The organism is Streptomyces sp. NBC_00576 (genome assembly GCF_036345175.1).
Lineage (GTDB): Bacteria > Actinomycetota > Actinomycetes > Streptomycetales > Streptomycetaceae > Streptomyces.
The window spans coordinates 4714898-4729588 of the sequence record NZ_CP107780.1; the positions used below are offsets into that span (position 1 = coordinate 4714898).

Annotated in this window: 16 protein-coding genes and 1 pseudogene; 16 read left to right on the top strand and 1 reads right to left on the bottom strand. The window is 68.6% G+C overall.

From position 1 onward, the window contains the following. Positions 1 to 105: 105 nt before the first annotated feature. The 9 genes from OG734_RS20035 (at position 106) to OG734_RS20075 (ending at position 8833) form a co-directional block, all read left to right on the top strand. Positions 106 to 513, top strand: a complete 408-nt coding sequence (locus OG734_RS20035) for a sortase-dependent protein (protein WP_330293720.1) — start codon at positions 106 to 108, stop codon at positions 511 to 513. After that, positions 510 to 1172 (top strand): class F sortase, encoded by a 663-nt coding sequence (locus OG734_RS20040; RefSeq protein ID WP_330288895.1) that lies wholly within the window; start codon positions 510 to 512, stop codon positions 1170 to 1172. The genes OG734_RS20035 and OG734_RS20040 overlap by 4 nt, the downstream gene beginning before the upstream one ends. Positions 1173 to 1296: 124 nt before the next feature. Next, positions 1297 to 1788, top strand: a complete 492-nt coding sequence (locus OG734_RS20045; RefSeq protein ID WP_330288896.1) for an RNA polymerase sigma factor — start codon at positions 1297 to 1299, stop codon at positions 1786 to 1788. Further along, positions 1772 to 2359 (top strand): hypothetical protein, encoded by a 588-nt coding sequence (locus tag OG734_RS20050; protein WP_330288897.1) that lies wholly within the window; start codon positions 1772 to 1774, stop codon positions 2357 to 2359. The genes OG734_RS20045 and OG734_RS20050 overlap by 17 nt, the downstream gene beginning before the upstream one ends. 104 nt (positions 2360 to 2463) lie before the next feature. Next, positions 2464 to 3501, top strand: coding sequence for a helix-turn-helix domain-containing protein (locus tag OG734_RS20055; RefSeq protein ID WP_330288898.1), 1038 nt, complete (start codon positions 2464 to 2466; stop codon positions 3499 to 3501). 168 nt (positions 3502 to 3669) lie between these two features. Beyond that, positions 3670 to 4080, top strand: a complete 411-nt coding sequence (locus OG734_RS20060) for a hypothetical protein (protein ID WP_330288899.1) — start codon at positions 3670 to 3672, stop codon at positions 4078 to 4080. A 75-nt stretch (positions 4081 to 4155) separates the two neighbouring features. Next, positions 4156 to 4830: an ABC transporter ATP-binding protein gene (locus tag OG734_RS20065; RefSeq protein WP_330288900.1), complete on the top strand. Its 675-nt coding sequence runs from the start codon at positions 4156 to 4158 to the stop codon at positions 4828 to 4830. Beyond that, positions 4827 to 7133: an ABC transporter permease gene (locus OG734_RS20070; RefSeq protein WP_330288901.1), complete on the top strand. Its 2307-nt coding sequence runs from the start codon at positions 4827 to 4829 to the stop codon at positions 7131 to 7133. The genes OG734_RS20065 and OG734_RS20070 overlap by 4 nt, the downstream gene beginning before the upstream one ends. Positions 7134 to 7348: 215 nt before the next feature. Further along, positions 7349 to 8833, top strand: a complete 1485-nt coding sequence (locus OG734_RS20075; protein WP_330288902.1) for an alpha/beta hydrolase — start codon at positions 7349 to 7351, stop codon at positions 8831 to 8833. Between the two features lie 59 nt (positions 8834 to 8892). Here the strand turns inward: OG734_RS20075 and OG734_RS20080 are convergent, their stop codons facing one another. Next, positions 8893 to 10344, bottom strand: coding sequence for an AAA family ATPase (locus tag OG734_RS20080; protein WP_330293721.1), 1452 nt, complete (start codon positions 10342 to 10344; stop codon positions 8893 to 8895). Positions 10345 to 10512: 168 nt separating this feature from the next. Between OG734_RS20080 and OG734_RS20085 the strand changes: the two genes are divergently transcribed. The 7 genes and pseudogenes from OG734_RS20085 (at position 10513) to murJ (ending at position 14683) form a co-directional block, all read left to right on the top strand. Then, complete coding sequence (locus OG734_RS20085) at positions 10513 to 11004, top strand: hypothetical protein (RefSeq protein WP_330288903.1); 492 nt, start codon at positions 10513 to 10515, stop codon at positions 11002 to 11004. Between the two features lie 17 nt (positions 11005 to 11021). Beyond that, positions 11022 to 11360, top strand: a complete 339-nt coding sequence (locus OG734_RS20090; protein ID WP_330288904.1) for a hypothetical protein — start codon at positions 11022 to 11024, stop codon at positions 11358 to 11360. Further along, positions 11357 to 11533 (top strand): hypothetical protein, encoded by a 177-nt coding sequence (locus OG734_RS20095; protein WP_330288905.1) that lies wholly within the window; start codon positions 11357 to 11359, stop codon positions 11531 to 11533. Before OG734_RS20090 ends, OG734_RS20095 begins: the two co-directional genes overlap by 4 nt. 20 nt (positions 11534 to 11553) lie before the next feature. Next, positions 11554 to 12090, top strand: coding sequence for a hypothetical protein (locus OG734_RS20100; RefSeq protein ID WP_330288906.1), 537 nt, complete (start codon positions 11554 to 11556; stop codon positions 12088 to 12090). A gap of 407 nt (positions 12091 to 12497) precedes the next feature. Continuing rightward, on the top strand, positions 12498 to 12602 hold the full coding sequence (locus OG734_RS47970; protein WP_443065092.1) for a DUF397 domain-containing protein: 105 nt from the start codon (positions 12498 to 12500) through the stop codon (positions 12600 to 12602). Positions 12603 to 12655: 53 nt separating this feature from the next. Continuing rightward, positions 12656 to 12841: pseudogene (locus OG734_RS47975) on the top strand (Tn3 family transposase); the annotation flags it as partial. Between the two features lie 153 nt (positions 12842 to 12994). Further along, positions 12995 to 14683, top strand: a complete 1689-nt coding sequence (gene murJ / locus OG734_RS20110) for a murein biosynthesis integral membrane protein MurJ (RefSeq protein WP_443064879.1) — start codon at positions 12995 to 12997, stop codon at positions 14681 to 14683. Positions 14684 to 14691: the final 8 nt, after the last annotated feature.

Here is a 14691-nt window from a genome sequence, read left to right on the forward strand (position 1 = left end):
CGTCTCTCCCCTCGATCCGTCACTCAGCCCGCCCAGCCCAACCCGCCCTCATCCGGGCGCGGTTCGGGGCGGACGACGAAAGAGAGCGATTCCATGCGCCGTACCGTGCGCCGTACCGTCCTCAGCGCCGTGGCACTCGCGGCCACCGCCGTACTCGCGGGCACCGCACCCGCGTTCGCCGACGGCACGAGCCCGACCCCGGTCCCCAGCACCGCGCCGACCGAGGCCACCCCGGAGCCGAGCGAGGCGCCGACCGAGGCGCCCCAGGAGCCGAGCACCGCACCGACCCAGGTCCCGGCCGAGGAAGCCTCCCCGGTTCCCGGCGACGCTCCCACCACCGACGCCCAGATCGCCGAGGTTCCGAAGGGCGCCCCCAACACCGGTGTGACGCCGACGTCGACGGACTCCGGAACGCCGGGGACGCTGATCGGCGGGGGCGCTGCCGCCGCCGCGTTCGCCGTGGGTGGCGCCGCGGTGTTCGTCGTACGCCGTCGGCGGACGACCGGCGCGTGACCGTGCTCTCCAGGCGCGCGTTCGGTACGGGAGCCACGGCTGCCGCTGCCTCGCTGCTCGTGGGCTGTTCCTCCGGCGCCGGGGGCGTACGGACGACAGGGACCGCGAGCCCCGGCGGCAGCGCGCCACGCTCGACCTCCGGTAAGCCGCAGTCGACCTCTGGTCAGCACACGTCCGCGAACTCCGCCCGGGCGGTGGGCCGTTCGGCCCCCGTCCGACTCCGGATCCCGGTCATCGGCGTCGACACCCCGGTCATGCGGCTCGGGCTGGCGTCCGACCGCACCGTGCAGGTGCCTCCGGTCACCGATCACGACCAGGCCGGCTGGTACGAACACTCGCCGACGCCCGGTCAGACCGGCCCGTCGGTGATCCTCGGGCATGTCACGGTCGGCGCGTACGGGGACGGCGTCTTCCACGACCTCACGCGGCTGCGCCGGGGCGAGAAAATCGTGGCGCGCCTGGAGAACGGCACGGAGACCGAGTTCGCGGTCACCTCCGTACGGACGGTGGCCAAGGCCGACTTCCCGGCCGACGACGTCTACGGGAACGTGAGCCGCCCGGAGCTTCGGCTCATCACGTGCGGCGGCCCAAAGGACGAGAGCGGCTACCTCGACAACGTGATCGTCTTCGCCGCGCTGACGTCGTCGACGAGCCCGTGAACGTACTTGAACGTGCTTGAACGTGCTTGAACAGAAAGGATGGCGGGCCGCCGGAACGTACGCCGCCGGCCCGTCGTCCTCCCCCACGAGTGCCACATCCGTGGCAACGGCACCATGGAGAGCGTTGAAACGGTCCCGCGACAAGGCAGCGTCCGAGCTGTTCGCTGCCCTCTATCCACGCCTGGCCGGCTGGTGCCGCCGGCTCGTCGACGACGACGAGACGGCCCACGAGATCGCCTCGGAGGCGTTCACCCGCCTGTGGGCGCGCTGGACATCGGTGGAGGAGCCGCGCGGCTTCCTCTATGTGACGGCGGCCAACATCGTCCGGGACCACTGGCGCAAACTGGAACGCGAACGCAAGGCCATGCGGCACGTGACCACGGAAGCGGCCCTGCGCCCCCACACCGACCCGTCGGACCCGTCCGTACGCCTCCTCGTACAGTCGCTGCCGGAACGACTACGCGTCCCGATACTCCTCCACTACTACGCTGACATGCCGATCCGGGACGTGTCCGCCCTGACCGGACGCAAGGAAGGAACCATCAAGGCCGACCTCCACGCGGCCCGTGAACTGCTCCGCGCCCACCTGAGGAAAAGCCTTGACCACACGGTTTGACGACGACCCGGAATTCGACCCGCCCGGTCCCGACCACGACCCCGACGACCCCCTCCTGATCCTGCTCGCCCCCACGCCCACCTACCTGGGCGCGGCGCCGGGCCGCTACGAGGAGATCCGCCGCACCGCGACCCGCCGCCGCCGAGTCCGTACGGCGGCCGGAGTGGGCATGGTCTGCGCCGTCGCCGCCCTCATCGCGCTCCCCCTGAACCTGATGACCTCGTCCGAGACCCCCCGCTCCCCGACGGTCCCGATGGCCCCGCCCGTCCCGACGAGCCCGGCGACACCCCCCGCCGACCGCTCGCCGTCACCCGCCACCCCGCAGCCGTCCGAACCCGCCAGCACCGACCCGAGCGGAGCGTCCGACGCCCCCGACGAAGCACCCGTCGAGGAGCCCACCGAGGAGCTCGACTCCCCGAGCCAAGCGCCCACCGAGGAGCCGGGCGCCTCGGTCGCCGCGACGCCGGTGTTCTCCCCGGCGGCTTCGACAGCGCCGACTCCGGCGGGGATCTCGCCGTCGGCGAGCGTGGCTGGGCCCACGGCGACACCGGGCAGCACTGCGGCGCCGTAAGAGGTTGGTTGCCGTAAAAAGTTGGTTGGGGACCCAGGTGCCTCGCGCCGCCCGTGTTAAGGATGACGACGGGAGTGTTCGGCAGGGGATCGGTGGGGAACGGAATGATCGGGACGGTGTTCCGGAGCGAGGACGTGCCTGCGGCGGACAGGTTCGACTACTGGCGGGAACTGATCGCCCGGACACGCTCCAACGATTTCATCAGCACCCACTCCGCCGATTTCTGGGGAGAGCTACGGCTGTTGGAGCTGGGGCCGGCGACCGTGATGCAGGTGTCGTTCCTGCCGACGCGTTTTCTGCGGAGCCCGAAAATGGTGCGCCAGTGCGACCGCGAGCTGTATCACCTGACGCTGATGCTCGACGGCGGGATGGGCCTCGACCACGCCGGGCGGACCACCACGTTCAACCCACGTGACCTGCACCTGGCCGACAGTTCGCGGCCCTACGACTTCCGGCCGGCGGACGACCGGGAACGCCGGGTCGTCCGGGGTGTGGGCCTGGACATACCCAAGGCGCTGCTGCCCCTGCCGCCGCACCGGGTACGGGAGTTGCTGAACCGGCGCCTGTCGGGGGACGAGGGCATCGGCGCCCTGCTGGCGGACTTCCTCACCGGCCTGGACCGCCAGGCCGACACCCTCAAGCCCGCTGACGCACCCCGCCTGGGCACGGTCGTCCTCGACCTGCTGTCGGCCTGGCTCGGCCAACTGCTCGACGCGGAGGCCGCCCTGTCTCCGGAGACCCGCCAGCAGGCCCTGACGGAACGTATCCGCACGTTCGTCCACCAGAACCTGCACGACCCGGAACTGACCCCGCCGGTGATCGCCGCCGCCCACAACATCTCGCTCAGCTATCTGCACCGCATCTTCCAGCAGCAGGCACAGGGCGAAACGGTCGCCGCCTGGATCCGCCGCCGACGCCTGGAAAACGCCCACCGCGACCTCGCGAACGGCTCGCTGCGCTGTACGCCGATCCACGTCATCGCCGCCCGCTGGGGCTACCCGCGCCCGTCCGACTTCACCCGGGCCTTCCGCACCGCCTACGGGATGTCACCCAAGGAGTACCGGCAGGAGGCAGATCAACGCCGTGCCCTGGCGGCGGAGTTGCCCGTGCACCGGCTCGATCACGAAGCGGGCATCAGGTAGCTTTCGAAGTGCAAAGCGTGATGGTCGGGTGAAGATCTTTAGTGAAACCAGCCAAACCGGAACAGTCCCCGGGTTTACCCCAGGCTCACTCGTCGTTGCTCCTGTTACTTTCATCCGCGCCCCTGGAGGCACAACGACCAGCCAGGGTGAAACAAAACGGGAGAAACAATGCGCAAGTTGGCAGTTGGCGTGCTCGCCGGCGGGATCTTCGCCCTGGGCGCCGGGAGCGCGATGGCGGTCTCGTGGCACACCATTCCGACGCTCACCACGGGGGGCGCATCCTTCACGGGTGGCTCGTACACGTTCTGGCCCTCGGGGCAGAACCACGGTGCCTTCGAGTGGGAGGGCAAGCTCAACGACACCGACAACGGTGACGGGCACAACGTCTACATGCAGGTGCGGGTCGAGGGCTACGACTGGAGCCGCTACAACGGCAAGCAGAAGAGCTCCGTCTCCTTCGACCAGCTGAACTGGGACGGTGCCGCCCAGTACACGGACGACGCGTACATACGCGTCTGCCGTGACAAGGGCTCGCTGAACCCTGACAACTGCTCGGAGACCAAGCACTACCAGAAGTAGTCGGTCACTTCTGCAAAACCGCGGGCCCAGGACATCTTCTTGGGCCCGCACGCTTCTTTGGGGGAAGCCAACAGCATGTCAGAAATCCTCGTTGCCACAGGAGTTGACCTTTCCTATGGCAATCAGTCGGCCGTCAGTGATGCCCATCTCTCAGTGTCCCCCGGGGAGGTCGTGGCGATCACCGGGCAGAGCGGTTCCGGCAAGTCCTCGCTCCTCTACTGTCTCGCCGGTGTCCTCCCCGCCACTCGCGGTCAGGTGCGGTTCGAAGGGCGGACGCTCGGCGATCTCTCCGACGACGAGATCAGCACTCTCCGCCGGGAACGCTTCGGATTCGTCTTCCAGTACGGCGAGTTGCTGCCGGAACTCACCGTCGAGGAGAACACCGCCCTGCCCCTGCGGCTGGCCGGGCAGCGCAAGGGTCCCGCCCTCGCGGCAGCCGGCGAGGTGCTCGAGCGCCTCGGACTCGGCGACCTGCGTGAGCGCCGTCCCGGACAGGTCTCCGGCGGGCAGAGCCAGCGCGTCGCGGTCGCCCGTTCCCTGGTGCACCGGCCCGCGATCGTCTTCGCGGACGAGCCGACGGGATCGCTCGACAGCGCCAACGCCTCCGCCGTACTCAAGGAATTCCTCGGCCTGGCCCGGTCGCAGGGAACCGCCGTCCTTCTGGTGACACACGACCACGCCATCGCCGCGCAGGCCGACACCCACTACACGATGGCTGACGGAGTCCTGAGCCCGCGGGGTGCGGTGTGAGGGAATTCCTGTTCGGTCTGCGCCTGCTGTTCGGCGCGGGGCGCGGCAACCGCATCCGTTTCTTCCTGATGGCCGTCGGCGGTTCCATCGGGGTCTGCTGCCTCGCCCTCGTCCTCACCGTCCCGGCGATCCTCGACGCGCACGACGGCCGTGCCGCCGCCCGGCAGCCCGTCACCTCCGCGAAGGGGCCGGCGGACGGCACCCTCGTCCTGCAGCGCAACGACGCCTACGGCTCCAAGTCGTTCACCCGGGTGTTCGTCGCCCGGGGAGCCCGGGGAGTCCAGGGACCGCAGTCCACTCCGCCCGGACTGAGTGAACTGCCTTCTCCCGGCGAGGTGTTCGTCTCCCCACGGGTGCACGACCTGCTGCGTGAGGCACCTGCCGTCAAGGCCCTGCTGCCGGGTCGCGAGGCGGGCGTGATCCGCCCGGCCGGACTCGCTCATCCCGACGAGCTCTACGCCTACGTCGGAACCGATCGCGCCCGGATCGCCGACGAGGGCCGGACCCTGAAGGGGTTCGGTTACAGCTACGCCCCGTTCCCGGCCGTCGACCCGTCCACCCTCACCGACGTACGGTTCGCGCTGGCCACACTGGTTCTGCTGCCCCTGGGAATCTTCCTGTCGGTCTGCGCCCGTCTCTCCGCCGCCAGCCGTATGCGCCGCCTGGCGGCACTGCGGCTGCTGGGCCTGAGCATCAAGGGCACCCAGCGCGTGAACGCCGCCGAGACCGTCGTCGCGGCACTGCTCGGCGCGGTGCTGGGACTCGGCGAGTACTGGCTCCTCAACCAGGTGATGTCAAGAGCCGGTCTGCCCGGCCTGAGGTGGTACCCGGGCGACGGCGCCCTGTCCGCGACCACCATCGCCGTCTGCCTGATCGGCTGCCCGGCCCTCGCCTGGTTCGTCGGCCGCAGGAGCGTGCGGGACGCGACCGCCAACCCCCTGGCGGTACGGCGTACGGCGGTACCGCGACCGCCTTCCAAATGGGGCGGTCTGCTGCTGCTCGCCGGCCTGGGCATCGTGTGCGGCTTCTGCGCCACGGGCCTGATGGGACGCCCCGCCTCGAGTGACGGCCCGAACGCGCTGCTCGTGGTCGCCGGGGTCGTGCTGACCGGCGTAGGACTCGTGCTGACCCTGCCCCTGCTCTCGTACGCACTGGCCGGCCGACTGGCGAGGTCCACCCAGTCCCTGACGCTCAATCTGGCGATGCGGCGCAACGAGGCGGAGCCGGGAAGCACCATGCGGGTCGTCACCGGCCTCGTGCTCCTCGTCTACGCCGCCTCGCTCGCCCAGGGCGTCCTCATCCAGTTGGAGCAGGTCACCCGCCCGTCCGGTCCCGTGCAGGACTACTCCCTTCCGCTGTCGGGACTCGACGCACAGCAGCAGCGGGACCTCGCAGCCGTGTCAGGCGTACGCACGCACGCCGTCATGATGAACTCCTGGGTCGACCTGAACGCGGACCACGCGGGCCGGCCCGATGCGGCCCTCGCGTCGTCGGCCACGGCCCTGGTGGCCACCTGCGCCCAGCTGGACCGTATGACCCGGCGCTCCGAGGGCTGTGTGGACGGCCAAGTGATGCGGCTGGTCGACCCCAACTCGAGCCTGGGATCCGATCTTCAACCCGGTACGTCGTTCCGCTTCCGCCTCGACGGAGGCAAGGCCGAGAACCTGAACGTCACCCTCCCCGCGGAGCGGATCGTCTACAGCGCGTACTCGGCCTCCGCCGTCGGCAACGCCGTGCTGCTGGTCCCACCGTCCGCGCTGCCCGCCGAGGCAAACCCACGCGACGCGGAGCTCCTCCTCACCAGCAGCTCGAACCCCGGCCAGGTGCGCGGTGTCCTCGACGGCATCGCCGCCGTCGTCCCGATCGCCGAGATCGAACTCGTCGGGCTGAACGTCCAGGGCCTTGAGCAGATCTCCGTGGTCGAGACCCTCATGACCCTGGGCATGATCATGGGCCTGGTCATCGGGGTGGCCGCCTTCCTCGTGTCCGTCACCGACCGCGCCGTCGAGCGCCGCGCGCAGGTCACCGCCGTCACCCTGATCGGCGCACGGGCGAGAACCATGCGGGCCGTACAGTGCGCCCAGGTCGTGCTGCCACTGGGCCTCGGCCTGATCCTGGCCCTGCTGACGGGCAAACTCGCCGAGTCCAGCTACCTGATCACCGGTGGCGGCACCATCCGCTGGGACCTGGCAGGCATCCCCCTGCTGACCCTCGCCACCGCAGGCGTGGTGGCGACGGCCGCAGTGGGCTCATTGCCGCTGGTGGGCCGCCGTATCGACCCGGAACTGATCCGCCGGGACTGAGGAACAACCGGCCGCCCTGCCAACAGAGTTGACCCGACCCTGACCGGTTTTCGCCCTGCGCCCCGATCGCCCCCGAGCGCCCCTGAGCGGTCCCCGACCCGACCCGGAAAAGCCCCTGACAAGGGCACCACATGGGCAACAGCGCACCTAACGTGAAGACGGTGCCCCGGCCGGGTCCGCACGCCACACAACCGCTCTCTTCACGAGGAGGATCCATGCCGTTCAGGGGCAGATCCGCACTGCGGCGCATCACCGCGCGGGGCACGGCCATGGCCGTGGGAGCCGCCATGGCCGTCACCACCGGCGTCGCCGCCGCTCCTGCGGTCCACGCGTCGCCATCTCTCGCTGGGGCCCTGCGGTGGGCACCGTGTGACGATCCGGCGCAGCCGGGAGCCGAGTGCGCCACTCTTGCGGTGCCGGTCGACTGGGCCCACCCGGACGGGCCGAGACTCGACCTGGCCGTGGCCCGCCGCAAGGCCACCGACCCCGGCGCCCGCGTCGGCCCGATGGTGTTCGGCCCCGGCGGGCCGGGCGACTCGGGTGTGGAGATGGTGGTGCGCCGTATCAGCCGGTTCAGCCCCGAGGTCCGCCGCAGGTTCGACATCGTCAGCTTCGATCCGCGCGGCGTGGGCGGCAGCAACCCGGTGACCTGCTCCGGCGACCTGCTTGCCGAGCGGCCGTCACCAGAGCTGAAGAGCCAGGCGGACTTCGACGCCACCATGGCGTACAACAGGCGGCTCCGTACCGACTGCCGGGCCCGTACCGGCCCAGTGTTCGACCACCTTGACACCGCCCAGACGGTCCGGGACCTGGACGCCCTCCGGGCCGCCCTCGGCGAGCGGAAGCTGACCTTCCATGGCAGCTCGTACGGCACACTGCTGGGCGCGCAGTACGCCGAGACCTATCCGCGCCGCGTGCGCGCGATGGTGCTGGAGAGCGTCATGGACCACAGCGTCCCGACCACCCGTGACTTCCTGCGGTCCGAGGCTGCCACGGCAGAGGATTCATTCCGGGAGTTCGTGAAGTGGTGCGACGGTGCCGCGGACTGCGCGCTGCACGGCCGCGACGTCCGCGCCGTCTGGCAGGGCCTGTTGGCCCGGGCCGGGCGCGGCGAGCTGGAGGACCCGGCGAAGCCGGGCACCTCGCTCTCGTCCTCGGACCTGGTCAACAAGATCGCGTTCCGGAAGTTCTACGGGGCCGACTACGCGGGCCTGGCCACGGCGATCGCGGGGATGGACGCGAGCAGGCCGCTGCCCGCGTCGCCCACCTCGATAGCGCCGCTGCATCCGGCCACCCCGGTCTTCTGCTCGGACTGGCACCTGCCGGTGCGCGACTACCCGGAGTACTCCTCGCTCGTCGCCATGACGAAGATGACCGCACCTGACCTGCCGTATCTGCTGCCGATCCACATGGCAGCGGCGTGTCTGGGCGCGCCGACCGCCAACCCGCAGCACCGCCTGAACGCACACGGTGCCCCGCCGATCCTGGTGTCCAACGCGCTGCACGACCCAGCCACCGGCTACCCGTGGGCGGTCTCGGTGGCCCGGCAGCTCGGCCGCAGCGGCGTGCTCCTCACCTACGAGGGCCAGGGACACGGCAGCGTCACCAACGGCCCGTGCATGGAGGACGCCGTGGACAGCTACCTCACCGACCTGACAGTCCCACCACGGGGCACCAGCTGCCCCGCTGTGCCGTCCTGACAGCTTGCGGATCCAGCAGTAGGAAGACGATCGTGTCCCCCGGCCCGCAGATCAGAAAGTCAGTCTCCCTGGTAGAGGCGGAGCAAGTCGATCAGTTGGATCGTGTGGTCGTCCTTCGCGAGGTGCTGCAGTTCGTCGGTGAAGCCGGTGCCGCTGAAGCAGTACAGCCGTGTTGTCTCGGTGGCCGCGCCGCTCCTGGTCAGGAGAGAGCGGATGTGCCGGAGCCGCTCCAGGTGGCCGAGCCCCATCACGTCGCTCCACTTCGCCTCTCCGATGGCGAGCAGCGCTTGGCGTCCGTCGGGGGTTTCGCCGTGGACGGCGACGTCGACCTCATGGCTGGTCCTGGCAGCGGGGTCGTTGACGGTGCCGCCGGCGACCCTCGTGGCGTGTCCCCCATGTGTGCCGGACGCCGCGTGCCAGCGGGCCCATTCCCGGCAGATTTGCTCGAAGTGCGGGCCGACGACTTTGCTGCGGAAGGTGGACTGAGCGCGGCGCCAGACGTCGGGCGCCCGCCCGGGGCGTTCCAGGTCGCCCCAGGCAGGGCGCATGACCGCGTGGTAGAAGGTGACGAGCGGCTCGGCGATGCGGTAGGCGGAGCGATTTCGGCGAAATGCATCCGCCTCGTGGGTGATCATGCCGACGTCCTGGAGAACGCTCAGCGGGTGGGCAAGGTCGGTGGACTTGCGCCCCAGGTAGTCGGCGATGCCACCACGAGCGGCGTTGCCCGCGGCGATTGCGGCCAGTACGGAGTGGTAGAGCGCGGTGTCGTGAAGTTCGGGCTCTTCGGCGAGAAGGTAGCGGGCCTCCCGGAAGAGCGGGCGCGCCGGGTTGAGCACGGCACGGACGACCCAGGCGTCGAAGTCGTCCGGCCCGGCCGGCGTGTCGCCCTGGGTGAACTCACGGCGGTAGGCAGGCGTGCCGCCGACGACGGCATTGGTCAGCAGCGCGGTGCGCGGGTCACCGATCTGCCAGAACTCGGCCGCGAGGCGGAAGTCCAGGGTGGGTACCACGAGTTCAAGACCGGCTCGGCCACGCAGCGGCGCGTTACCGGACAGCAGCCTGCCCATGAAGGACAGCGCGGAGCCGCACAGCAGCAGACGCACGGGAGTGTTGGTGTGCTGAGCGGCGGGGTCCAGGGCGCGCTGGATGATCGAGGGCAGTGAAGGGGAGGCTTTGACGAGGAAGGGGAACTCGTCGATGACCGCCACCCTGGGGCCGCCCGCGTCGGCGATGCGCATGAGTTCGGTGACCGCCTCGTCCCAGTGCGCGAAGCGGAACGGGGTGGGCTGGCGCCGGTACCGGGCGAGAGCCTCGCCGAACTGACGCAGGGCATCGGCCTCGGTGGTCTCGGTCGCGGTGAACATGAAGCCGCCACTGGCCCGGGAGACCGCATCGAGCAGGAACGTCTTGCCCTGACGACGACGGCCGGAGACCACACCGAGCGTCGCCCTCGGACCGGGCAGGGCAGCAAACCGGGTCAGCTCGGCCCACTCGAACTCGCGGTCGAACATGTCGGCGGGCTTGTCCACACCAAACTCCAAGCTTGTATAGGTGCAGTTATTATATCTGAACCTATATGAGTGCCACCACGACACCACGACACCACGACACCACGCATCGACTGCTTACGACCTGGTGCGCGACCTGGGGCTGTGGCCGCGGGGCGGAGAATGGTGCCCATGCGCACGCTCTTCGACCCTCCCGAGCCCCGTCGGGTCCCGCCCGGCGAGTACCCCATATGGGACCAGGCCCTCGCCCTCCTCAACCGGGACCTGGCGGCGACCCTCCCCGAGCAGGAACCCCTGCAACTGCTGGCCATGCCGTCCTACGATGCGGACGAGCCGGAACACGTCTACGTCGGTCGGGCCAACGGCGAGTGGCACGGCAATTGCCTGTACCCGGAATCGGTGAACCACCCTGCCCATGCACTGGGCAGCGTCACCGAAGCCGCGCAGGACACCATCACCGGGCTTCTGTGGAAGGTGTGGCCCGTGTGCGCCGAGCATGGCCTGGGCATGCATCCGCGGGATGCGGACGACGGACAGTTCTCCTGGTGGTGCGCGGGAGAACGATCGCGTCGCGGCCCGGCCCATTTCCTCGCGGCCGTGGGCGCGCTCGACACCCTCGTCCACCCACCTCGCCCCAACCACAGGAGCCAGCAGGCGAGTTGACATCCTGCCGCGCCGGAGTGGCGACGGGCATCGCCAAATTCTTCGAGAAGGCAGAATGGGCCAAGCGGACCATGGAACGGCTGCGCCAGATCATCAAACTGGCGAAAAAGTTCCCCAAACCGTCCTGCTTGGACAAGTCACTCGCCCGGACGGCCGGTACAGCGCAGATGGCGAGTTCGCTCGCCCAGTCCGACGACTTTCCAAAGATTCCATGCCTGACTCTCCTCACCGCCGGCAAGAACTTCAAAGCGCACTACCTCAGCCACAAGTCATTGCTTGAGGACGTCCTCGGGAAAAATATCCGAAATGGAAGGACGATGAAGGTGCGACGTTCCTCATCGACCTTTTGGAGATGATCCGCAGCGGTAAGCTCGCACATAAGGGAATGGGGACACTTAACAAGACCGCAGGGCCCGGTCTGATCTTCCGTGGCGAAGGACTTACGCTGGTCCTGAAAGCCCTCGGAGAGTTCTGGACGCTCCTCAAGTCGGGCGCGGGAATGGACTTGAAGATCGTGATGGTCGGGTGAGTACTACGAGGAGCAAGTCGGTGCATGAGATCCACTCCATGTTCGAGCCCTTGGCCAGGCGGAGGGTCCGGGACGTCCAAGTACCCGGCTTCGTCGACCGTGATGAAGCCGTTCCACGGTTCACACCGCTGGCAGACAGCGTCTACCTGGCCCTTGACGAGGGATATTTCCGGCTCGACTCGGTCGGCAACCACGGACAGTTGGCCATGAGCCTGGTCACAGGGACGGAACCCTCTCCGGCGCTCCAGGGCGAGGACGAGGAGTTCACGCTCGCTTCCTGCGGCGATTCCTTCCTTGCCGACTCCCACTCCGAGTATCGGATCACGCGGATTCGCTATGCACTAAACAACGAGTCCGTGCCGGGCAGCGGAACAGTGAGGTGCGCAGAATTCGAGCTTGAGAACCACTTCGTCGTCTTCGCCGACCCGATGTATCACTTCGGAATCCGATTGGAGGGCGTGGGCGCCTACGACCGCTGGGTCAACGACAGCCGGGAGGAGTCGGTCACATTCGGGCCGACTCGGGAGGGAGTCTGGGTGCCGGCCACGATCACCTGAATCCAGAACCCACGCCGAGGCGCTTCAGAAAACCGGCTTGAGGTCGGGTTGCACCCTTGGAGCGTCCGGTCAGCGGGGGTGTGACTGAACGTACAGAAGCTCCGTTGAGGCAGGAGTGACCTCACGTCGCTTGCGTGCAACGGAGTTTCGGCAATTCGTGGGCTTGAACTCGTGGTCGGCCGCGCTCGCCTGGAACCTGGAAGGAGAAGCGACGTTGCCCGGCCCAACCCCTGGACTCAGGGCGGTTTCAAAGTCCCGGTGATCACGTGAGTGTGCAGGTCGCGACGGTATGACGTTGCGTGGCCGGCCCGGTTCGTACGCAACGATGCTCCGGTTGATGCCGGTGACCGATCAAGTCGCCCACCCGTCCGCACCGTTTCGCAGGTCAGCGCGGTTCACGAGCGGCGATCTTCCCAGGAGTCGTCGCCGTCCGCGACTCCAAGACATCCCCCGACACATCCATACTCCGCCTCTCCCCTGCCAGTTGGCGGGTGTTCACCGCCGCGCAGTGACCGGGGCAGTGCTGTGGCGCGGAACGGGGTCTCCGCCAGTAAACGACCAGGCCACCCGGTACATGGACGCCGCGGTCAACCAGCTACGCGCGGACGGCTTCGGCGTCCGCGATGAGGACGTGTCCCGCTTCTCGCCGTTTGTACGGCAGCACATCAACATGCTGGGCTGATACTCCTTCCAGCTTCCTGACCTGCCCGGCGGACTGCGGCCCCTATGCGATCCGGACGCCAGCGAGTAGCGAGGACCTTCCCGGCCTGACGCACCTGCGTACTGCATGACCCCACGGCCCGGAGTTTCCATTCGCCGCAATGCATCGACTGGGGACTGCGGGCCGACCTGAGAACCCGGGGCAGTGCCCATGATGATGATCTCTACGCCGTAGATTAGGCACATGGCGGAGGGGACACAGGGCGCGGCGAGAACGCGGTTACCGGGGAAACAGAAGCGAGGGCGGCACGCCGCTACGAAGTCTGGCGCGGCAAAGGGCGGGCTGATGCGCTCGTCCATGCTGATGGCGGCGGGGACGGTGGTGTCCCGGGCTACGGGCCTGCTGAGAACAGTCTTACAGGCCGGGGCACTCGGGACGGGACTGCTGGCCACGACGTACAACCAGGCCAACGTGGTGCCGGCTAGCCTGTATTTCCTGCTCATCGGCGGTGCGCTGAACTCCGTACTGGTACCGCAGTTGGTGAGGGCCAGGGTGGAGCAGCCGGATGGCGGACAGGCCTTCGAGCAGCGTCTGGTCACCCTCACAATGTCCGTGCTGGGAGCCGGCACGCTGCTGGCCGTTTGGGCGGCGCCGCAGATCATCAGCCTCTATCAGAGCGACTCACCGGCCAACCACGAAGCGTTTCAGCTGACGGTGGTCTTCGCGCGGTTCCTGCTCCCGCAGATCTTCTTATACGGACTGTTCAGCATCCTGGGCCAAGTGCTCAACGCCCGGGACAAGTTCGGCGCGATGATGTGGACCCCTGTCCTCAACAACGTCGTCCTGATCTCCATGTTCGGCGTATACCTCGGCATGATGACCGTCCCGGACTCCGTCCAGGACATCACGCAAACCCAGGTCACGCTGCTCGGCGCGGGCACCACACTCGCCCTGGCGATCCAGGCTCTTGCCCTGATCCCCTTCGCCAGGGCCGCCGGCTTCCGCTTCCGCCCACGTTTCGACTGGCGCGGCACAGGCCTGGGCAAGAGCATCAGCGCAGCCCGCTGGACCCTGCTGTTCGTCCTGACCAACCTCGTAGCCAGCACGGTGGTGACCCGCTACGCCTCCGCCGCGGACACGGCACTGCCCGAGAGCGGCGTGGGCTTTTCCGCCTACACCTACGCGCAGACCATCTGGTCGCTGCCGCAGTCGGTGATCACTGTCTCGCTGGTCACCGCCCTGCTGCCGCGGATGAGCCGGGCCGTCGCCGAACACCGCCTGGACGACATGCGCGGCGACCTCTCCCGGGCCCTGCGGATCAGCGGCGTCGTCATCGTGCCCGCCGCCTTCTTCTTCGTGGCCCTCGGCCCGCAAATGGCGCAGGTGATCTTCGCCCACGGAGCAGCCGATCCGGCGTCCATCGTGCCGCTGGGCCAGATGCTCCAGGCTTTCGGACTCGGCCTGATCCCCTTCTCGGCGCAGTACATGCTGCTGCGCGGCTTCTACGCGTTCGAGGACACCCGAACCCCGTTCTGGATGGCCGTGTGGATCAGTACGGCAAACGTCGCCCTGGCCACCGCCTGCCATCTGCTGATGCCCCCGCGGTGGGCCGTCACCGGCCTGGCCGGCGCCTACGCCGCCTCATACGCCATCGGCCTGCTCATCACCGCGCTGCTGTTGCGACGACGCCTCGAAGGCCGACTGGACGGCAAGAGACTGTGCCGCACCTACGGCAAGCTGACGGCCTCTGCCCTCGCCGCGGGAACGCTGGGCTGGTTCGTGGCCCGCTCATCCTCCACCACCATCACGTCAACCACCTGGGCACCCGCTCTGGGCCTCGCTGCAGGAGGTCTCACGATGCTCCTGGTGTTCGTGCTGCTCGCACGCATCATGAAGATCAGCGAGCTGCGGAGCCTGCCGGGCCTGGGGTGAACGCCCGG